This window comes from Sporolactobacillus sp. STSJ-5 (assembly GCF_024385605.1).
Taxonomy (GTDB): domain Bacteria; phylum Bacillota; class Bacilli; order Bacillales; family Sporolactobacillaceae; genus Sporolactobacillus.
In genome coordinates, this window is the sequence record NZ_JANFOJ010000022.1 from 1 (window position 1) to 21694 (window position 21694).

Consider the following 21694-nt stretch of genomic DNA (forward strand, 5'->3'; position numbering starts at 1 on the left):
ATGTTAGAAAACTTGGTTTCGCCAAGCTTCTGACGAAGGCGAAGACTTAGTTGTACTTATACTATACTCAGCTGAATTTTAAACTTTCTTATAATATAAAAAAGAGACCGGAAGTTTTATTCTCCCGATCTCTTTTAATTATTCTTCTTCGTCGCTTCGTTCTTTTATTTCAAACAATTGGCTTACTCGTTTCGGGTCTTCTTCAAAGTACTGGACAACATCACCAATTCGGTCAATGGAATCCCAACTGAGATGATGCTCAATCCCCTCAACATCTTTATAGACATTTTCTTCATGAACGCCAATCAGTTTCAGAAAATCCTCCAGCAGTTCATGTCTATATACCAGCCGCTTGCCCATTTTCTTTCCTTTTGGGGTTAAAATAAATCCACGGTATTTTTCATAAATTAAGTACTGGTCTTTGTCTAATTTTTGCACCATTTTCGTAACCGATGACGAGTGAACGTCCAATGCCTCGGCAATATCAGAAACGCGTGCATAGCCTTTATCTTGAATTAACCAGTAAATTCGCTCAATGTAGTCTTCCATACTCGGAGTAGGCGACATCGTGTCTCCCCCTAACAACTTCCCATTTTCACTACCTCATGTTACTATAACAGCGCTTAAAAAACAAGGAAATACCTTTTATTATCAACATAGCCTATTCTGCAATTCAATAATTAAAGCGATTCCAAGCCTTTCATAAAATGGCACAAATCGTTATAATGAGAATTGAAATGAATTAGGAGGACAACGAGTCATGGGCTGGATCTTTTTACTTGCGATGGTTGCCGCATATTTTGGTTATTTTTTTATTGCCAGATATTTACAGCGGCGCTATCTTACCACACTATCAGAAGTTGATTTTCGGGCCGGTTACCGCAAAGCACAATTGATCGATGTGCGAGAACCCGACGAATTTAAAAACGGTCACATTCTTGGCGCAAGAAACATCCCATTAACACAATTAAAAATGCGCCATACGGAAGTTCGGCATGATATGCCGATCTACCTGTACGACAGCAATGGCACACGCAGCGCTCGCGCGGCTGCAGTTCTGAAACGAATGAAATACACTAATTTGTATCATCTTGACGGCGGATTCAAAAAATGGAACGGGCGAATTAAAAAAGGATAAGACAAGCACTTCATTTGTAGAATTTCATCGCACAAAAAAGCACCTTCAGAGAAGGTGCTTTTTATCATTCATATGACTGTTATTGATTTACATAACGCAGAACCGGATGGCGGGCTGCCTGTGTTTCATCAAGTCTGCCGATCACTGTTTGATGCGGCGCTTCTTGGACGAGTTCAGGTGTGTTTATTGCTTCTTTTGTAATCTCAATCAAATGATCCGCAAACGCATCCAGAGTTTCCTTTGACTCTGTCTCTGTAGGTTCAATCATCAAAGCTTCGTCAACGAGGAGTGGGAAATAAATCGTTGGTGGATAATAGCCAAAATCAAGCAGGCGCTTTGCCATATCAAGCGTACGCACCCCTAACTCCTTCTGTCTGCTTCCCGAGAGCACAAATTCATGCTTACACATCTGTTTAAAAGGTGTTTCAAAATGATCAGAAAGCCGTTTCAACAAATAGTTTGCATTCAGGACAGCATCTTTGGATACCTGGAACAGCCCTTTGCTGCCCATTGTACGGATGTAGGCATAAGCGCGTACATTAATCCCGAAATTTCCGTAAAATGCCTTGACACGGCCAATGGATTGCGGTCGGTCATTATCGAATCCAAAGGTACCGTCTTCTTTTTTCACAATCAGCGGCTTAGGCAGAAACGGTTCCAGTTCTGCTTTAACGCCTACAGGACCTGATCCTGGTCCACCGCCTCCGTGAGGACCGGTAAATGTTTTATGCAAATTAAGATGAACCACATCATAACCCATGTCTCCAGGACGCGTCACACCCATGATAGCGTTCATATTTGCTCCGTCATAATAGACTTTTCCGCCTTCTGCATGAATGATTTCTGCGATTTCCTGAATGTGCGTTTCAAACAGACCTAAAGTATTGGGATTCGTAAGCATCAGCGCGGCAGTTGTTTCATCGGCAACGCGTTTCAAATCCTCCAAATCAACAAGTCCGTTTTCATCAGACTTAACAGTGACAGCATCAAATCCTGCTACAGCTGCTGAAGCAGGGTTCGTTCCGTGAGCAGTATCCGGAACAATGACCTTGGTACGTTTCAGGTCGCCATTCGCTTCATGGAACGCACGAATAATCATCAAACCTGTCCATTCACCATGTGCACCAGCTGCAGGCTGCAACGTGACTGCGTCCATGCCCGTTATTTCTTGTAGGTTTTCTTGGAGACGATAGAGCAGTTCGAGAGCGCCTTGTACTGATTTTTCATCCTGATAAGGATGGATGTGAGTCAATCCGTCCAGGCGGGCAACGACTTCATTAACTTTTGGATTATATTTCATGGTACAGGATCCTAGCGGATAGAAACCATTGTCAACGCCGAAATTTCTACGTGATAAAGCCATATAATGCCGAACTAACTCCAGCTCCGAAACTTCTGGCCAGTTTGGTTCTTTTTCACGTAAATAATCCTTGCCTACCATTTCAGCCAATGGTACTGCTGGAACGTCAAGCACAGGCAGACTGTAAGCAGTTCTTCCTTGTTTGCTTTGCTCGAAAATGAGCGGCTGATTTTGATTATCCACCTATAATCCCTCCTAGCGCTTCTGCAAATTGATCGATTTCACTTTTCGATCGCATCTCAGTGACCGCAACAAGCATTTTATTTTTACATTGAGCATAGGACTTGCCTAAGTCATATCCGCCAATGATCCCTTTTTCCAAGAGCGCATTGTTGACCTCTGACACAGGTTTTCCGCATTCGATGACAAATTCATTGAAATACGAATGGTCAGAACTGACGCTAATACCATTTCCTTTCAATTGCTTTACAGCGTAATGCGCCTTTTGAATGTTCTGTTCAGCCAATTCACGAATTCCTTTCTTACCAAAAGCATTCATGGCGACAGAAGATGCCAAGGCATTTAATGCTTGGTTGGAACAGATGTTGGATGTCGCTTTTTCTCGACGGATATGCTGCTCACGTGCCTGCAGCGTCAGAACGTAGCCGCGCTGGCCTTTCTCATCGACTGTTTCGCCAACCAAACGGCCCGGTACTTTACGGATCAATTTCTTAGAAACCGCGAAATAGCCGCAATGCGGTCCGCCAAACGATTCAGATATACCTAGAGTTTGGCAATCACCGACCACAATGTCCGCGTTGAATTCTCCAGGAGGAGTAAGCAAGCCAAGCGACAGTGGATTGCTTGCAACAATGAGTTGAGTTTTCTTCACACCATGAGCAATAGTCTCAATTTCTTTCAGCGGCTCAATCTGTCCAAAGAAATTCGGATACTGTACGATGACACATGCTGTGCTGTCATCAACTGCTGCTTCTAATGCCTGCAAATCCGTACCACCATCTTTTTCAGGAATGGTAACAACGTCTAATCTTCGTCCATGTGCATAGGTCGCCAGAACCTGACGGTATTCAGGATGAACGGTTTCCGATACAACGATCTTTTTGTTGCGTGTTACACCGCTTGAGAGCAGCGCCGCTTCAGCAAGTGAGGTTGAACCGTCATACATCGAAGAGTTTGCAGCCTCCATACCAGTCAATTCACAAATAAGTGTTTGGAATTCAAAAATTGCTTGTAATTCACCCTGCGACACTTCCGCTTGATAAGGTGTGTACGCCGTATAAAATTCCCCCCGCGAAATAACGCTGTCCACAACGGATGGAATATAGTGGTCATAGATACCGGCGCCTAAAAAAGACGGATAATCACTTGAGCTCACATTTTTCTTTGCAAGTCCTGTAAGAAAGCGAACCAGTTCAGGTTCGGAGAGCTTCGGTTCAAGTTTTAATTCCCCTTTAAAGCGGATCTTTTCCGGTACATCTGAAAATAAATCTTCGTCTGATTGAACGCCAATGACATCAAGCATCTCCCGGCGATCATCCTCCGTTACCGGAAGATAGCGAAACTCTGACATTTGATTTCCTCCTCAGGATCTTTTATAGAAAGGTGCTTTAACAACCTTTGCCTTTTTCCGTTTTCCTCGAATATCTACATCAAGCAAGGTTCCTAATTGAGTCCATTCAACAGCGACTAAAGCAAGCCCTAAGTTCTTGCCAAGGGTTGGAGATTGTGTTCCTGTCGTTACTTCGCCAACTTTAGTATCACCTGCGTAAACACTGTAATGTGTACGCGGGATTGCGCGGTCAATCATTTCAAGACCGATGACTTTACGTGTCAATCCTTCGTCTTTTTGCTGTTTCAATGCTGCCTTCCCTATAAACTCTCCAGGCTTTCCTGTTTTTACAGCAAAGCCTATTCCGGCTTCCAGCGGAGTTATAGATGAGCTTAATTCTTGACCATATAATGGCAGTCGCGCTTCGAAACGCAATGTATCGCGTGCGCCTAATCCACAGGGAATCAATCCATCCGCATCACCTGCAGCAAGCAGCAGATCCCAAAGCATAGATGCTTTTTCCCAAGGGCAGTAGATTTCAAGGCCATCCTCACCAGTGTAGCCTGTTCTTGAGACCAAGCAAGGTACGTCCTGTAGCGGAACTTGGGTGGCAAATTTAAAATGTTTAATGGTTGATAAGTCATAATTGGTAATTTTTTGAACAATTGATATGGCGAGCGGTCCTTGCACAGCAAGCAACGCTATTTTATCTGATTGATTGATCACTTTTAATTTTTCCGGAGCATGTTCGGAGAGCCAGTTGAAATCCTTTTCTATGTTCGCCGCATTGACAACGAGTTGGTATTTGTTTTGATCCAAGCAGTAGATCAATAAGTCATCGACAGTTCCGCCATTCTCGTAGCACATCGCAGTGTAGAGTGCGTCACCCGGTTGCGCCTTGGAGACGTCATTCGTGACCATCTTTTGAAGAAATTGTTCAGCTTCTTCGCCGCAAACCAAAAATTCGCCCATATGGGACACATCGAAAATACCTGCTGCTTTTCGTACTGCATTATGCTCGTTCTTGATTCCCGTAATTTGTACAGGCAACAGAAAGCCGCCGAAGTCAATCAGTTTTACATCATGGCTTTTGTAATAATCATACAATGGCGTTGTTTTCAATTCCGGCATTCCGTTATTCCTCCCGATAAGGTAAATTTGTGAATTAATCGATAAATAGAAATAAAATGAATGAAAGCAAAAAAGGACAGCAGAAGACACTATGCATGTCTTCCCCTGTCCTTATACCTGAAAGTTTATCGCTCACAAAAGCGGTATCCCCTTTGGTAGCCCCGTGGCACTCTCCAGAGGTGCGTCCATTGTAAGTCCTGTTTGCCTGAGAGATTCACTGTTCGTTTGCTCCTTCGGCGACCGCATTGAAGCGATCTCTCCCCACAACGTCATCCGCAATCCATTCAATTGAATAAAAATCGTTTAACTCAAGGCAATGTCGTACATACTAACAATGTTATCCTACCATTTTATCAGTGAAGTTAGCAATACTTTGTTCACAAAATTTTAACATATAAAGGTGTTTTCGATGAAGCCTCTTATCCAATTTGACAGAACCTGGCACGACTCATTCTTCAAACGAATAAATGAAGACGGACCTTGGGCAAAATCAGAACTCTTTTCACTTGCTTATCTTGCTGAAAGAGAACGAAATGTTCCTTCATTCCATGGACTGATTGCTCCTGGACGACTTCCGCAACTTAAGTTGCATGCCCACCAAATTGAGACAGCGCGAATAGTCATTGAAGAAATGCATGGCAAAGCCATTCTCGCGGATGAAGTCGGACTTGGCAAAACCATTGAAGCAGGATTAATCATTAAAGAATATATGATACGTGGACTCGTTAAAAAGGTGCTAATTCTAGTCCCCGCTTCCTTAGTCCTTCAATGGGTAACCGAACTAAATACAAAATTCTACATACCCGCTGTCCCCCAGCGCAAAGCCTATGTCTGGAGTCAGTGTGATATTGTTGTCTCATCAATTGATACAGCAAAAAGGCAACCGCATCACGACATCATTATGGAGCAGGATTATGACTTAATTATTATTGATGAAGCGCATAAACTGAAAAACCATAAAACAAAAAACTACCAATTTGTCCAATCGCTAAAGAAAAAGTTTTGTCTATTGCTTACGGCAACACCAATCCAAAACCGTTTAAGTGAAATTTTTTATCTTGTGTCACTTTTGAAACCCGGTTACCTTGGAGATGCTGAGAGTTTCTCGAAAAACTACAAATCGGGAATTCGTTCTGTAAAAAATGAAGACAAACTGAAAGCACTCGTTAATCAGGTTATGGTTCGTAATCGCAGGGAGGATACGGGACTTCACTGGCCGAAACGCATTATCAAATCCTTCGATATCCCGTTCTCAGAAGCAGAGCAGACTTTCTATGAAAGTTTAAGCGAACTAAAACAAAACGGTGTCATTCAGCCCTTTTCACTGCTTACTCTTCAACGGGAAGCATGCAGCAGTCGTGAAGCCGCTTTTGTCACTTTGAATAAAATATACAAATCTACAGCCACGCCGATGAACGAACGGTTGTGGCACAATCTTTTTGATAAATTAAACCGTGTGAATCAAAATGCTAAAGCAAATAAGGCTCTGGAATTAATCAAGCAGATTAACGATAAAGTTATTATTTTTACGGAATATCGTGCTACTCAGCTTTACCTGCAATGGTTTCTGAAAAAAAACGATATTTCTTCCGTTCCTTTTAGCGGAGGCTTCAGGAGAAACAAAAAAGATTGGATGCGCATGCTCTTTCAAAACAAAGTTCAAGTATTGGTTGCGACAGAAGCAGGCGGAGAGGGCATTAATTTGCAATTTGCAAGTCACTTGATTAATTATGATCTGCCTTGGAACCCGATGCGCATTGAACAGAGAATCGGGCGAATTCATCGACTTGGTCAAGAAAACGATGTACATATTTATAATTTTGCTACTCGTGGAACTGTTGAAAGCCACATTCTACATTTGTTGTATAACAAAATTCACTTGTTTGAGCAAGTGATCGGTGACCTGGATAAAATCCTATCTCACATTGATTTAAAAAATGTCGATCAACAGGTCAGCCGTATTTTCGAAGAATCTGAGTCTGATGGGGAAATAAAGGTAAAGTTAGATAATCTCAGCAGTGTCATAAATTTTGAACAGAATCAATTAGAAACGGGGGATCACCATGCAGCAAGCGGAAATTCGTGATTTTCTCATCCGTTTTTTCTCAAGTTCGGACTGTTCGTTGCTTCCTGTCCAAAACCAATCTCAACTTAAGGTCAAATTAACAAAACAAATGGACAAATTGCTAATGAATCGACCCTTTTACTGGCATTACATTGAACAAATCGGTGCCGATGCGGAAACAGCGACCCTTACTTTCAGGTTCAATGATCAAAGCGATGAAGGAGAATTCATCCATTTCGGTTCCCCGCGCCTCCATCAAATTTTCAATACAGCGGAACAAATGGGACGCTATATCCGTCTTTATCAAGTTGTCTCTTCACAAGCCTCTCCCGCTTTGGAACCTTGGCTTGGAATAAATATGAAAATCAGTTATCAATGCGATTTAAAAAAAGATCGTTTGATTTCTATTGGCCTTCAAATGGTAAACGGAACACTCATTGAAGGCTTTCAATCCATGCTAGGCAAACTTGAACTCATTGCGAGACTCCCGGATTATTGCTACACTTTGAGTCCGTTGATCACTGTCAAAAGCGGCATTCAGCGAATTGAACGATTTATCGCATCTGAATTGGAAACGGAACCGTTTGAATGGGCGGATCAGGCGAGCGAACGATGGAAGAAAGATGAAGATTTGCTTGATGCTTTTTATGAACAGGCAGAGAAAAAACCGGAACGATATAATCAGGAAAAAAAAGCATTAGAGGAGCAATATAAACCGAGAATAAACGTCAGATTGATCAACGCCGGTCTTTTCTATTTGCAATCATCAACGTTCATGCCTCAATTTATTAAAGACCGTTAATCATTTGAAAAACCGGCAACAAAATAGAAAGAAATAAAACGAGTACAAATCCGCCGATAATGATCAGAACGATGGGCTGAGTGATCGAAAGCAGCCATTGTGTCTTTTGTTCCATTCGTTTCATAAGCTCGCCGCTTAGACGATACAGTGCATTTCCAAAAGAACCTTGTTCACAGCCTTGTTTGATTATCATTTGAAATTCAGGCAAATAGTAAATAATGCCTTCGATCGACGATTCAAAGGGATGACCTTGGATTAATAGTTCTTCGATTCTTTTGGATTCTAATTTCAAAAATGGTGAAGCCCCTTTTTTAGAGAGAATGTCGATACCCTGTTTTATTGTCAGCCCTGAACGAAGCAGTCCGCTTAATTGAAAGGCTAATTGATGGGTAAAATGTATCCGAACAAACTCGTTAAGAAACGGAACCCGCGCTGCAAATGAGATTCTCTTCAAAAGTGCGCAGCGCCGATATACATACAAGCCTAATAGGATGGCAAAGATCAAACAGGCAATGATCACCAGTATGGTCATCATGTGGGCCGCAAGATAGAGCATCATTCGAGTGATGGCAGGAAGTTCGAGCGAGAGCGACTGATAGAGCTGAATAAAGTTAGGGAGAAGAAACTTACCGACTACATACAGAACAAGTGAGAGAAACCATAGGAGAAAAAGCGGATAGCGCATTAAACGACGCAAAGTCTGAGCATAGAGCTCGCGGCGCAGGATCATCGTGCCGTTCTCAATCAGCGCCTCCGGTAATGCACCGGTCGCTTCCGCAAAATAAATGACACTCGCTACATCTTGTGGAAATTTATCATCGCGAAGGATCTCATGCAGCTTACTTCCTGCTTTCAAACGATCAATCATCCTTTCTATCTTTAAACGAAAAAATTTCTGCTTCCGACCCGCCTGTAATGCCAATGCGATATTCAATGGATAGCCGTTTTTCAAGCTTTCACCTAGATCAACTAACAACTGTGCCTGCTCTTTCTTAGTCCAATTTTTTTGAAAAGCCATCTGAATTCCTCCCTGCTGTATTTTTGGGAATCCAGCCTGTTTCAATACCTTCTTCCAGATAGTCCTCAATTGTTTTATATGCTGACGCTGCGGGGCGCGACAGCTGCCCAGACAAATAATCGTGAAGCGGCATACCTGCGAGAATCTCGTATACACCTGTGCGTTTCGGATGATGACGATGCGGACAATTACGATCACAAGCTTTGCCGCAGTCAGGGCATTGAATGGTCACCAGTCTCTCGGCAATAACCGCCGTAAGAGTTTCCTTCAGATCAAATTTAGGTATTCCCAATTCAAACATTCTCTGCAGTGTGGACAACGCATTCGAAGCATGGACAGTCGAAAGCACCAGATGTCCCGTTAACGCTGCACGAACCGCAATTTTTGCAGTTTCTTCGTCACGGATTTCCCCGATCATAATAATATCCGGATCATGCCGTAAAATCGCACGAAATCCTTTGGCATAAGTAAATTTCGCCTTTTCATTCACTTCCATTTGGACAAAAGAGTCGTTTTTCTTTTCAATAGGATCTTCAATGGTAATTACTCGTGCGCGGTATCTTCTTTGCAACGTAGAAAGCAATGCATAGAGAGTTGTCGTCTTTCCGGAACCTGTTGGACCGGAAATGAGAATCAGACCGTTCTCATAAGTCAGTAAGGAAGCGAGTCCGCGTTTCGCTTCATCAAAGACGGTTAATTCTTCAATAGGAAGTTCATTTCTTTGGGGTAGGATTCGAATCACAAGACTTTCTTTGTTCGGTGTAGGCAGCACAGACATACGCAATGAGACGGGGACATGATTAATGACTGTTTGCATCGCACCGCTTTGAGGAAGACGATGCTCGCCTATATCCATTCCTGAACAAAACTTAAAATGGTTGATCATGCGTTCGGCGGATAACGTATCAAAAATTTCGTGTTCGAAAAGATATCCATTAATCCTGAACTCTACCAGTGTGTTGTCAATTCGCGGGGTAAAATGGATATCTGAGGCGCCAGCGCTGCACGCATCATTCAGCAAGTTCCGGCTTTGTTTTACTGTATTTTTCTCTAAATGATCCATAGGTCACCTGCTTTCATTTTGAAATAAAAACAGGCTTGTTTCCAGTTTTCAGAGGGTTAAATAAGCTTTCCACAATCAACCTTGATTTTCCTTCTTTTCCATAAGAAAATTAATCATTCAAGCGGCCGGCATCACAGATGCCGACCGCAAACAATCCTATCCAATTGATTTTTCCTTTTGGAGCGTCTTATTAAATGCAAGCCGTTGCAGATCCTCTTGATGGTAACCCACAATCAGATGCTTCCCATCGGTAATGATTGGCCGTTTTAATAGTTTTGGCTCATCAGAGAGAAGTTGAAGAGCCTTACTCAGCGGCAAATCATTCAAATTTACATTCAATCGCTTATACGTTTCGCTACGTGTTGCGAGTAAATCATCAATTCCCGATTTTGATAATTTGATCAGCTCCATCAACTCGTTTGCATCAGGTCGATTGCGAAAAAGATGGCGTTCTTCATAGCTCACATGATGATCTTTAAACCATCCTTTTGTTTTTCTGCAAGATGTACAACTTGGGTATGTGTAGAAAATCAGTTTGCTCATTAGCTTCCCTCCTTGAATTAATTTAGCCCTTATTAATCTATTACCCTTTTTTAACGAATTGAAACCATTAATCATCACCATACGACACGAAATTTTATTAATTATTTTTTGTGGTTTTAGAAGATTGTTTATCCGACACTCGTTATGTTCCTAAATAGATCGTTGATTTCTTTTCAATGACGATTGGATGCTCAACCGAGCCAATGATTCTTGATCCCGGTTCAATATGAACTTCTTTGTCCATAATTACATTTCTCAAATAAACGCCTTTACCAACAACGCAACCTTTCATAAGAATTGATCCAATGATTTTCGATTCCATATCAATAGTAACATTGCGTGAAAGAAGTGAATGGCTGATCATTCCGTTAATCATGCAACCATTGGCTACAAGTGAATTCGATACAGCAGCGTTTTTTCCATAATATGAAGGCACTTCATTTTTTATCTTTGTATGAATTCGATACTCACCTCCAAAAAGTGCACTCCGATTTGACTCTTCAATCATATCCATGTGGGCATCATAATAGGATTTGATCGAATGAATGTTTTTAAGATAGCCGGTATATTCGTAACCATTTGTCTTAATTTTTTTTACGGATTGATGGAGCGCATCGCGCAAACTGTAAACCTCATTCCATGCCATGAACCGTCTAATTAGTTTCGTAAAAAGCGAACACCTCATGACATAGATTTCCATATTCACTGCAGATGGGCCATCCTGGTTAAGCAAACAGGATTTCATTTTACGAACGCAGTTATTTTCATCCAATTCAATGCAAGTCACTGGTTGATCGTCTGTGTCAAAACCAGAAACCGTTTTGTAGACTAATGTGATTTCAGCTTTTTGTTCTAAATGATGACGCAAAATCGCTTGAATATCAATTGTGCATAAAGCACGTGAACCCATAATCACAACAAAATCAGATCTTGATTTTTCAATAAATTCCAAATTATTATGGAAAGCCTCAAGATTATCGCGAATCAGTCCATTGACCTGCTCAGTACCTGAATCAAAAAAGAATATTCCTCCATTGAGGCTGTCCAGATCCCAATCACTGCCGCTTAAAACATGGTCATAAATGGATCGATATTGCCCATTCATAAAGATACCAATTGATTCTACACCAGCAGATACAAGATTGGATAAGGGAAAATCGATGAGTCGATATCTGCTGCAAAATGGCAATCCAGCAACTGGTCGATACCTAGTAAGCGGATTCGTTAACTGTTTCGATTCGGACAGATTTAAGATACCGCAAATTTTATAGTGATTCATTGTGGTCACCCCCGCACATGTGCCTCTTATGATATAGATAAATATATTCATAAATGAATACAGTATGTTTCACAATATCATAAGGCAGATGACCGAACGTTCAGCACCTCCTGTCAGAATAATATAACCCGCTTTGAATATGGGAAATTCTTCTCCGACCTTGTAATACGAATGAGCAATACCAAACAATTTTATATTAGAAAAACCGAAGTGGTTGGTTCACTCCGGCATTCTGCATTTTCTATTTATTTGTTTTTTTACACTAAAGAATTTACATCAGTGGATAAAATTCAATGGATTAACAGCTCCATTGTGCGGTGGCGGAGTCCAGCGGCCATTGTAAAGTTCAAAATGAAGATGCGTACCAAATGATTCGCCTGTATTGCCCATTGCTCCGATTGACTGACCCTGTGACACACTTTGACCATCGGAAACGTAAATTGCTGACAAATGTGCATAAACAGTAGTATAAAGCTGTCCATTGATGACATGTGAGATCATGACACAATTTCCGTAACTTGACGAAGTATATGCCTTGAACACCGTGCCGTCTGCAGCGGCGTGAATCGGAGTACCGGTGCTGTTCGCAATGTCGATTCCAGGATGAAATTCACCGTCAAATGATCGATAGCCAAAACCGGAAGAAATATAACCCGCTGCCGGCATAATGAACTGACTGCTGCTTTTTTCTTCTGAATCACTTGAAGACGTAGAAGTAACCGTCTCAGCAGCCGTCTGGGTGTTATTCGAAACAGTAACCGATTTTGCTGAAGCTGTCTCTGTCTTCGCCTTCTCGTTCTGTTTTTCCTGTGCCTCTTGCTTCGCTTTCGCTTCAGCAGCCGCCCGCTCTTTCGCCTTTGCCTGCTGTGCGGCAAAATCCGCTAATTGCTGCTTAATGACCGATTCTTGAGCACTCAAAATACCTGTTTGCTCATTGGACGACATCACTGTCTTTTCAATATCTGATGCCTGATTTTTCAATTCTCCAAGCAAATTCTGCTTATGTTCATTTTCTTGCTTAATACTAGTCTTCATTGTTTGAAGATTATGTAGATCGTTCGTTGTTTGATCGAGAACCGTTTGAAGCCTTTTGCGTTTTGTAACCTGTGCCTGCTTATCTTGTTTCTGATCATTAATTATTTTATTATCTTGATCGGTAATCATTTTCAAAACAAGCAGCCGATCAAGAAAATTACCGAAACTCTTCGAGCCCATTAAAACATCTAGATAGCTGACCGCGCCGCCGCTTATATAAATGGATCGCAATCTGCCTTTAAGCAGCTCGGTACGTGTATCAATACGTGCATCAATTTTTTTTATTTCTTTCTTTAGTTGAACCACACTTGCTTTGTTTTGACGAACTCTTTCTTTGGTATTGTCGATTTTGTTACTCATGGAGGCAATCTTTTTATCTGATTCTTTAATATTTTTGATCACTGTATCTTGCTTCTTCTGATTCTCAGAAAGATTCTTTTTCGAAGCAGCTAGTTTATCCTTATTTTGTTGTTTTTGATTTTGAATATCATTTAGCTTATTGTTAAGTTTCGTTTGCGTATCCGCGAATACAGTTCCACTGTTAATTCCCAATATCAAGGAGCAAGAAAGACATATCGTCGTTATCATTTTAATTTTCGTTGGTTTGAACATAACTCTACTCCTTACGCACATCAAGAAAGCACGTACAATTTATCTTATTTGAAAAAGCCTGCTCTGCTTGCTATGAGATTATCTTACTAGAAACTTATTTGCCTAGTTCTATTATAACAACACATTGCGCGTTTTTCCGACAAAATTTGATTACATCTTTGTTTCGATTGATAAAAAAAGATTAATAGATTGTAAGTCATATTAGAAAACTCGGCTTCGCCAATCCGCTGGCAAACCATTTGTTGCATCAACACTGAAGTTCTCTAAATCTTTATCCTTACTTGTTAATGTAATAAAGGGATCCCCTTTAATTTGGAGATCCCTTTGTTAAGCCTATTCGTCAATTAGTATGATGCAATCAAAGCATTAATAGCCGAGATTACGATTCACAATATTTTCCAGGGGTTTGTTCTTGCTGAATTTATCTATATTTCTCTTAATCAATGATGCCCTTTTACTATACTTGCCAGGTCCTACTCCCAATGAGTGAGAGGTGATCAGCAAATTAGGGAGATCCCACAGTTGGTTATTCTCGGGCAGCGGCTCATTTTCGGTCACATCAAGACCTGCACCACCAATTTCTCCCGAACTCAGCGCATGAATCAAAGCACGTTCGTCAACGGTGCCCCCTCGCCCAACATTGATGAAAATTGCGCCGTTCTTCATTGACTCAAAGCTTTTGTTGTTGAATACATGCTCGGTTTCCTTAGTTAAAGGAAGTACATTGATAACAAAATCCGAAGCAGCAAGCACCTTATTAAGATCGTCCATTGTGAAAACTTCATCTGCATCCTCCGGAACCTTTCCTGCCGTTCTTTTTACAGCAAGAATTTGAGCGCCGAATGCTTTTAACCGATGAGCAATTTCCGACCCTATGTCGCCGTAACCGATGATTGCGACCGTTGAACCGTCAATCTGCAGACACTGATTTCCTGAGTTCCAGATTCGCCTCTCCGTTTGCTTTACATAAAGTGGAATTTCTCTTGTGAGTGCAAGAAGAAGCGCCATCGTATGTTCCGCCCCTAACACCCCGAACACACCGCTGGCATTGGTGAGCGTCACATCTCGTGCCAGATCCGGATGCTGCGCCATTTGATTTGCGCCTGCACTCGGCAACTGCAGCCAGCGCAGCGAAGGCATTGCTCGGAGCAATTTAGCTGAGGGACCGCCGATAAATGCCACAGCATCCTCGATAGAGACATCGCTAGGAACCTCTTCATTCCATACAGTGATAAACTCAAATCGATCCGCGTACTCTTTTTTCAATTCTTCAACGTCAATTTCAGGCAAATTGAATTCTTCATCAAAACCAAATAGGATCTTCTCCAACTTGTTCACCCGTCTTTCTGTTTCCAAAGTCTTGAGCACTTTATAGAAAACTCATCTTTCTAAACTAATCATTTCATTCATAAGTATAGTAAAATCGGCGTGATGAAGCCATAAAAAGGCTCTATGGGCTATCGAATTAAAATTATGCTATATTTGCATTATAAAGTACAATAAAAAAGATTGGTTTTTCAAACGCTTTTGGATTGACGCTTCATTAGCAAGCGACTAGTATAAAGTTCACACTGTTGGTTTTATCCATAAATCATAAGCGATGTACCATTTTGTATTCAATATTTTTATCAGCTCATTACCTTCATTTTGAATGACACAAGAGAGCACAAACAAAAATCAAAACAAATGAACAGGATCTTTTTAAGGAGAGAAGACACATGACATTGCAATTAATCTCAAGAATTGCCCCGCAAGAATATATTTCGGAAGTTGGTGCTTACGATCGGCTAGCGTCGGCACTCGAAGCACGTTTTATCAAACGTGTACTTTTTCTTCATGGCACAAAATCTCTGAAAAAGGCGTCTAGCTATCTGCCGGATCTAACGAAAAAAGGTTTCCAGGTCATCGATGTTCAATTTAATGGCGAGTGCTCGAACAATGAAATTCAGAGAATAATTGATTTGGTCAAAAACGATAAAATTGACGCAATCATCGGACTTGGCGGTGGAAAGGTATTAGATACAGCGAAAGCTGCCGGATATAAAGCCGGATCGGTCCCAGTCATCCTGCTCCCAACAATGGCCAGCAATTGTGCCGCGTGGTCCTGTCTTTCTGTGCTCTATAAAGACAACGGCGAATGTATCGGTCATGAAATCTATCCGTCACAAACCAGTCTCGTTCTTGTTGAACCACGAGTGATCTTGGACTCGCCAATTGATTATTTTATCGCCGGTGTGGCAGATACCATTGCGAAATGGTATGAATCTGATCTGTTGCTTCAGCAAGCAACTCGAAGAAGCCTCGCACTCTTCTTCGCTCGAGAAGCTGCACGTCAATGTCTTGAAATTCCTCTGAATCACGCAGAAAAAGCTATTCAGGATATGCGAGACGGCAAGCTTACCGACGATTGGACTCAAGTCATGGAAACAAATATTATGGCAAGCGGATTGGTTGCAGGATTCGGTGATGAATACGGCAGAGCAACGGCGGCTCACGCAGTTCATGATGCACTCACCATCAGGCCGGAAACACATCATCTGCTCCATGGAATAAAGGTATCTTATGGTCTTTTAGTGGAATTGGTTATTGAGAACAAGCCGAAAGAAATGCAGCGTCTGTTGCCCTTTTACCGTGCGCTCGGACTCCCTCTGTCTCTAGCCGATCTCTCATTAGGTAATTTAACCAACAATGAAATTCGAGAGATTGCTGTCTCTGTTCTAAAACCGACTTCACTGATCCATATGCATCCGATGAAGTGCACAGTTGATACCGTGTATAACGCGATGATCGAACTGGAAAAATGGTCAGCACAAAATGCTGTAAAGTAATTTAAAAGGCTTCGTGTTCACCACAGAATTTGCTTCGGCAAAGCGGTAGCTTTCACGAATCCCTGTTTATTGTATATAAACGAAATAGGAGTGAACCACTATTAGTGATTCACTCCTATTTTTTATTCTCTTTGAGTAATTGGAAACCAGCCTTTCCGTTTCGTGATAATCGACCATAGGCAGTCCGGAACAACCAGTTCGCTTTGTTGATCTAAATTAAGGGCAGTTTTAATTTGATTCGTCTTACCGTTTCTCACCTTATCCGACCAGTCTGGGTCCATGATTGCTTGACGTCCCAATGCAATCAGATCAGCACCATCACGTAATCCGGCTACAGCTTGCTCAGGAAAATGAATACCTCCTACCGCGATCAAAGGAACTTTTCCATCTATATGCTGCGCAATTCGATGAATAATTGTTGGTGCATCTTCTTCGCTCCCATTAGGTCGAGAAGAACTATCACCTTGAGACACATGAATGTAATGAATACCTCGTTTCATGAGTTCATCTATTAATTGAAGCGTATCATTTAGGTCATATCCTCGATCATGGAACATTTCTTCCGGAGACAGACGATACCCGACAATGAATGAATCATCTCCATACTTCTTAGCAATAGCGTTTACTTCTTCAAGAACTGAAAGTGGGAATTTCAAGCGGTGTTCTAAGCTACCGCCCCATTGATCATTTCTTCTATTGAAATGTGCCGAAACAAATTGTTGGATCAAATAATGATTTGCGCCATGAATTTCTACACCATCAAATCCAGCTCTGATTGCCTGACGAACTGCGATTCCATATTCCCGAATGACTGTTTCGATCTGCTCATCGCTCATAGCCACCGGAACTTCATTCGGTTCGGAATAGGAAGGAACGGCACTTGCACTATATAGTTGACCGAATAACGTGTACGCTCTTTTTGCTTCGCTTCCCCCATGATGAATTTGGAGAATAGCCTTGGCCCCGCCAGATTTCATCGCATCAGCCATCTTCTTCAACCGAGGCAAAACGGCATCGTCAAAGGCAATAAATTGTCGGTCAAAAGCCACACCAGTAGGTGAGACAGCAATGCAAGCAGATATAAATAAACCAGCTAGTCGCGCCCGCCGTTCATAATAAGCAATCTCCTGGTCAGACACCGTACCATTTATATTTCCCGACCAAGTCGTCATTGGAGCAATCGCAAGCCGGTTTTTCAATTTTATACCATTCGGTAATGTTAAAGGTTGGAACAAAGGATCATAATTATTCACTTTAATAAACATCCTTTCTATATAACTGCACGTCATCACAAAAGTATGAATTAATAGTCTCACTACTTCGACAAGAGCTCCGCGCCAACCATCTTATTCAGTAAGTTCAAGTTCGACAGGGCAATGATCAGATCCGATTACATCTCGGAGAATTTTGGCATCAATGATGTGTTCTTTCAATCGTTGTGATGTGACAAAATAGTCAATACGCCAACCGATATTCCTTTGTCTTGCGTTAAATTGGAACGACCACCATGAATAAGCACCGGTCTGATCCGGATAAAGCGTCCGATAGGTGTCAATAAATCCATTGCTCAGCAAAGCAGAAAAATCTGCACGTTCTTCCTGAGTAAAGCCTGAGTTTCCACTGTTATTCCGCGGATATGTCAGGTCTATTTCCTGATGAGCAACATTCAAGTCTCCGCAAAAGATGACCGGCTTAATCCGATCTAATTTTTTAATATAGTTTGTAAATGCCGCACCCCACTGAAGCCGATAGTTTAGTCGAGTTAAATCACGTTTTGCATTAGGTGTATAAACCGTCATCAAATAGTAGCTTTCATACTCAAGTGTAATCAGTCTTCCCTCTTGATCATGTGCTTCGATACCCATTCCATAGGTAACATTCATGGGTTCTTTTTTAGTGAAAATTGCCGTTCCGGAGTAACCTTTGCGCACAGCATCATTCCAATATTGAAAATATCCCGGCGTTTCAAATTGAACTTGATCTCGATGCATTTTCGTTTCTTGAATGCAAAGTGCATCGACTCCGGTTTCTTGCAGCCAAGCGTACACATCCATTTTCCGCTGCAAGGCGCGAAAACCATTTACATTCCATGAGATAAATTTCATCATATTCTCCTTAATTAGTCATGTTTCCGCGGATAAGTCAGGTTTAATCCATAATTTGCTGAAATCAGCCCAACCAAACGCATTTAGTTTAATACCTTCTAGAGCCGAATGAAAGGTTACTTCTCGGCGGCTGTGATATGTATAGATGAGTAGTCTTTCATTTCTCACATAATTTTCAATCAGATGGAAGACTCGGTATCTTGCAGCCCTGTTCCCTGCTTGAAGAAATTGGTCGATTAAAAGGTCAATCCTACATGCCTGTTTTTGATTGATCAATCGTCGAATTAAGCTGCTTTCATCTCGAAATAGATGAGCAATACCAAGTTCGAGATTTTCTTCCATCACTTCTCCGCCAAGTACCATATCCGCTTCATGGGTTAGCTTCTCATTATAGAAATCGCTCATCGACAATGGATAGAGTTCAAGGTTCATTCCTATTTGTTTCGCTCGTTCCTGAATCCACTGTGCATCTGCTTTCACTGGCGGGTGATCAAAATAATAGAATTTAAGCTTTTGTCCACCATAATTACTTAAAGAAAGGTAGTGTTTCATTTGACCATCCGTAACAGAAACTTGCAGTGAATCTCCAGATTGCGTTTCAAGAAAACTATTTGAGATTCGAATGCGATCTCCTCCGAGTTCACAAATCATCGCTTGACGATCAATAATCAAATCTATCGTTTTTCTAAACCAGTAATCCTGTTGCGGTCCGGCTTTCTTAAAATTGAACATAATATAATTGCTGCCGATTTCCTCATGAATCTCTTCATGAGCGGAAGATTGACGCTGTGTGTTAGGTACATCATAAATTTTCTGCTGGCTGATCAGATTCGGCGCATAATAGAGTTCCACTCGATTCAGTAATGCACACAGGCTGAAATAATCTCCGAAACGTTCGAGTACAAGTTGTTTACTATTGTATTTTACGATTCTAAAGGGACCTGTTCCAATAATGTGACTCGGATTGAATCCAACATCGGCAGAAAGAATGGCTAGATTTAAGGAACTGAAAAAAAGCAGAGCCGGTGTCGGTTTGGTAAAGATTAACGTTAGCGCATAGGGATGATGAGCAGAAACATGACTCAATGATTGAAAAAACCAACGGCACGGTACCTGATTCGACGGGTCGCATATACGCCTAATGGTGAACAGAACATCCTCTGAAGTCAACTCTCTCCCATGGTGAAAGGTGACTCCTTTTCGCAGATAGAATGTCCACTTCTTCTGATCTGATGATGCTTCCCAAGAATGAGCCAGATGAGGTACGAAAGTATCTGAATCTATATTATAGTTTATTAAACAATCAAACAGCTGCCGGGCAATATGCGATTCACTCGTTATTGCGGCAAACGCGGGATCCAATGTCGCGAGCTGACGTCTCATTGGAATACGTAAAATATCCATTTCCTTAGACTTCTTATTTTCCGTTCGATAGCCGAATTCTTGTTTCATTGTTTTATAGCATTTCTCTGATAAGGAATCAGGCAGTGAATGCGATTGAATAAAAGCGAGTGCCTTGTCTAATTGATGCGACTTAATAAATTGATCAATCTGCTCCTCAACGAATGAACTCAAAGGTTTGAGAAAAGCTACCTGCGATTTATTGCCCCTCCCTCGCCCGCTCACCCAATGAATCCAATGGTTATTTTCTAGTTTATGAATAATCAGTTTTGCATTGCGCTCGGAGCAATAAAAAATCCGTGCACACTCACTGATACTTGTCTCCACTTGTTTATGAGATGCATGAGCTTTAGCCAAATAGAATTCTGTGTAATAATCAAATGCATTCATCCAATTCCCCGCTTCCCTTTCCCTTCCTCATTTCATTGTACGCGATTTCCTCTGCAAAAAAGGGGAAATGATTTATTTCATTTTACACTTTTTTCATTGTTACGTTTATACAACAATGAAGTATACCAATTGCAACAACGACAGGGGCTGAACGCATGAACACATTTCTAAGTTTGCACAGGAATATTAAAATTCGACTGCTCACTTCCTTTATTTCACGATTTGTCGGGAATATGGTTTTCCCATTTATGGCCATATACTTTGCAAAAGAGTTCGGTACCGCGACAACTGGCTTTCTTCTTTTACTCAATGTGATGGCTTCATTGAGCGTAAGTTTCTTCGGAGGTTATACTTCCGACCGCTTCGGCAGAAAACGAATTATGATCATCGCTCAACTGATACAAATCGTCGCTTTTTCATTAATGGCAGCAGCAAATTCTCCTTGGTTCTTGTCACCGGAAATTACGTTTGTGATGATGCTCCTTCAAAGTATCAGCAGCGGTTTCATGAATCCCGCCGCTGAAGCAATGTTGATTGATGTAAGCACAAAAGAGAATCGGCAATTTATGTACAGTGTCAATTACTGGTCGGTGAATCTTTCAATTGCTGCCGGGACCATTATCGGAGGCTTGTATTTTAACAGCCATCGGTTCACGCTTTTTATCATTCTGACTGTAACCTCGCTATTTGTTTTCAGTCTACTCGCATTCTTTATGAATGAAAGTAACACACAGAGTACTTCAAAGGATCAAACGGCGAACATCAATCGGTTCATTCGAGATATGAGCAAGAGCTACCAAACAGTCATGACCGACCATCGCTTTCTCGTTTTTTGTCTCGCTCATTTACTGATTCTTTCACTCGAATTTCAAATGAACAACTATATAGCGATACGCCTGTCGCGCGAGTTTCATTCATTGATCTGGAACAGAAGTGTAGACGGCTTGACCTTACTGAGTTGGCTGCGTGTTGAGAACACTGTACTCATCGTTTTATTTACATTACTTGTCAACCAATGGATGAAGCATTATCGTCCTCATTATGTTCTTTTTACCGGACTCGTCCTTTATAGTTCCGGCTATATAATACTCGCGTTTAGTAATCACTGGCTGCTTCTGTTCTTCATGATTATTGTGTCTTCATTGGGGGAGCTGATGTATGTTCCAAATTGCCAAACGATGCTCGCCTCCATGGCACAGGAACATGTACGCGGTGCATACATGGCTGTGTACGGACTTGTTTTCCAAGGTGCAAAAATCATTGGGTCGCTTGGTGTCATTATTGGTGCTTTTCTTCCATCGTTCGGGATGGCTATTCTTTTTTCGCTACTCAGTTGTGCCGGTATCTATTGCTTTTACTGGTCAATCCACATGAAGCAACAGAAAATCATCAGTAAAATGATAAACACATAAAT

The 21694-nt window shown here is 41.5% G+C and carries 18 protein-coding genes and 1 riboswitch; of the genes, 5 read left to right on the top strand and 13 right to left on the bottom strand.

Features of this window, described 5'->3' with window-relative positions; all coding sequences use genetic code 11:
• Positions 1-138 precede the first annotated feature (138 nt).
• Positions 139-567, bottom strand: a complete 429-nt coding sequence (gene mntR / locus NOM01_RS15220) for a transcriptional regulator MntR (protein ID WP_255749348.1) — start codon at positions 565-567, stop codon at positions 139-141.
• 193 nt (positions 568-760) lie between these two features.
• Here mntR and NOM01_RS15225 point away from each other — a divergent pair, with 193 nt between their 5' ends.
• Positions 761-1138, top strand: a complete 378-nt coding sequence (locus NOM01_RS15225; RefSeq protein WP_255749349.1) for a rhodanese-like domain-containing protein — start codon at positions 761-763, stop codon at positions 1136-1138.
• A gap of 79 nt (positions 1139-1217) precedes the next feature.
• On the opposite strand, the gene gcvPB is transcribed toward NOM01_RS15225, so the two are convergent.
• The 3 genes from gcvPB to gcvT are packed head-to-tail and all read right to left on the bottom strand — an operon-like array spanning position 1218 to position 5139.
• Positions 1218-2681 carry an aminomethyl-transferring glycine dehydrogenase subunit GcvPB gene (gene gcvPB, locus NOM01_RS15230; protein ID WP_255749350.1) on the bottom strand — a complete coding sequence of 488 codons (1464 nt, stop codon included), beginning with the start codon at positions 2679-2681 and terminating at the stop codon, positions 1218-1220.
• Positions 2674-4029 (bottom strand): aminomethyl-transferring glycine dehydrogenase subunit GcvPA, encoded by a 1356-nt coding sequence (gene gcvPA, locus NOM01_RS15235; protein WP_255749352.1) that lies wholly within the window; start codon positions 4027-4029, stop codon positions 2674-2676. Before gcvPA ends, gcvPB begins: the two co-directional genes overlap by 8 nt.
• A 12-nt stretch (positions 4030-4041) precedes the next feature.
• Positions 4042-5139 (bottom strand): glycine cleavage system aminomethyltransferase GcvT, encoded by a 1098-nt coding sequence (gene gcvT, locus NOM01_RS15240; RefSeq protein ID WP_255749353.1) that lies wholly within the window; start codon positions 5137-5139, stop codon positions 4042-4044.
• A 182-nt stretch (positions 5140-5321) separates the two neighbouring features.
• Positions 5322-5412: riboswitch (glycine riboswitch) on the bottom strand.
• 136 nt (positions 5413-5548) lie between these two features.
• Between gcvT and NOM01_RS15245 the strand changes: the two genes are divergently transcribed.
• Positions 5549-7225, top strand: a complete 1677-nt coding sequence (locus tag NOM01_RS15245; protein WP_255749354.1) for a DEAD/DEAH box helicase — start codon at positions 5549-5551, stop codon at positions 7223-7225.
• Entirely contained in the window at positions 7203-8006 is an 804-nt protein-coding gene (locus NOM01_RS15250) for a YqhG family protein (protein ID WP_255749355.1), read from the top strand. Before NOM01_RS15245 ends, NOM01_RS15250 begins: the two co-directional genes overlap by 23 nt.
• Here the strand turns inward: NOM01_RS15250 and comGB are convergent.
• From comGB to NOM01_RS15280, 6 genes are all read right to left on the bottom strand, one after another.
• A complete protein-coding gene (gene comGB / locus NOM01_RS15255; RefSeq protein WP_255749356.1) occupies positions 7993-9024 on the bottom strand; it encodes a competence type IV pilus assembly protein ComGB in 1032 nt (343 codons plus the stop codon). The two genes, NOM01_RS15250 and comGB, sit on opposite strands and share 14 nt — an antisense overlap.
• Entirely contained in the window at positions 8999-10087 is a 1089-nt protein-coding gene (comGA, locus tag NOM01_RS15260) for a competence type IV pilus ATPase ComGA (protein ID WP_255749357.1), read from the bottom strand. Before comGA ends, comGB begins: the two co-directional genes overlap by 26 nt.
• Positions 10088-10243: 156 nt before the next feature.
• Positions 10244-10630: a Spx/MgsR family RNA polymerase-binding regulatory protein gene (locus NOM01_RS15265; RefSeq protein ID WP_255749358.1), complete on the bottom strand. Its 387-nt coding sequence runs from the start codon at positions 10628-10630 to the stop codon at positions 10244-10246.
• Between the two features lie 142 nt (positions 10631-10772).
• Positions 10773-11909, bottom strand: coding sequence for a glucose-1-phosphate adenylyltransferase subunit GlgD (glgD, locus tag NOM01_RS15270; protein ID WP_255749359.1), 1137 nt, complete (start codon positions 11907-11909; stop codon positions 10773-10775).
• 276 nt (positions 11910-12185) lie between these two features.
• Positions 12186-13556 (bottom strand): murein hydrolase activator EnvC family protein, encoded by a 1371-nt coding sequence (locus NOM01_RS15275; protein ID WP_255749361.1) that lies wholly within the window; start codon positions 13554-13556, stop codon positions 12186-12188.
• A gap of 366 nt (positions 13557-13922) precedes the next feature.
• Positions 13923-14912: a D-2-hydroxyacid dehydrogenase gene (locus NOM01_RS15280; RefSeq protein WP_255749362.1), complete on the bottom strand. Its 990-nt coding sequence runs from the start codon at positions 14910-14912 to the stop codon at positions 13923-13925.
• 362 nt (positions 14913-15274) lie between these two features.
• Here NOM01_RS15280 and NOM01_RS15285 point away from each other — a divergent pair, with 362 nt between their 5' ends.
• Positions 15275-16384, top strand: a complete 1110-nt coding sequence (locus NOM01_RS15285) for an iron-containing alcohol dehydrogenase family protein (protein ID WP_255749365.1) — start codon at positions 15275-15277, stop codon at positions 16382-16384.
• 122 nt (positions 16385-16506) lie between these two features.
• Here the strand turns inward: NOM01_RS15285 and NOM01_RS15290 are convergent, their stop codons facing one another.
• The 3 genes from NOM01_RS15290 to NOM01_RS15300 form a co-directional block, all read right to left on the bottom strand.
• Positions 16507-17637 (bottom strand): NADH-dependent flavin oxidoreductase, encoded by a 1131-nt coding sequence (locus NOM01_RS15290; RefSeq protein ID WP_255749366.1) that lies wholly within the window; start codon positions 17635-17637, stop codon positions 16507-16509.
• Between the two features lie 93 nt (positions 17638-17730).
• Entirely contained in the window at positions 17731-18489 is a 759-nt protein-coding gene (locus NOM01_RS15295; protein ID WP_255749368.1) for an exodeoxyribonuclease III, read from the bottom strand.
• 18 nt (positions 18490-18507) lie between these two features.
• Complete coding sequence (locus NOM01_RS15300; RefSeq protein ID WP_255749369.1) at positions 18508-20280, bottom strand: ABC transporter substrate-binding protein; 1773 nt, start codon at positions 20278-20280, stop codon at positions 18508-18510.
• A gap of 155 nt (positions 20281-20435) precedes the next feature.
• Here NOM01_RS15300 and NOM01_RS15305 point away from each other — a divergent pair, with 155 nt between their 5' ends.
• Positions 20436-21692 (top strand): MDR family MFS transporter, encoded by a 1257-nt coding sequence (locus tag NOM01_RS15305; protein WP_255749371.1) that lies wholly within the window; start codon positions 20436-20438, stop codon positions 21690-21692.
• Positions 21693-21694: the final 2 nt, after the last annotated feature.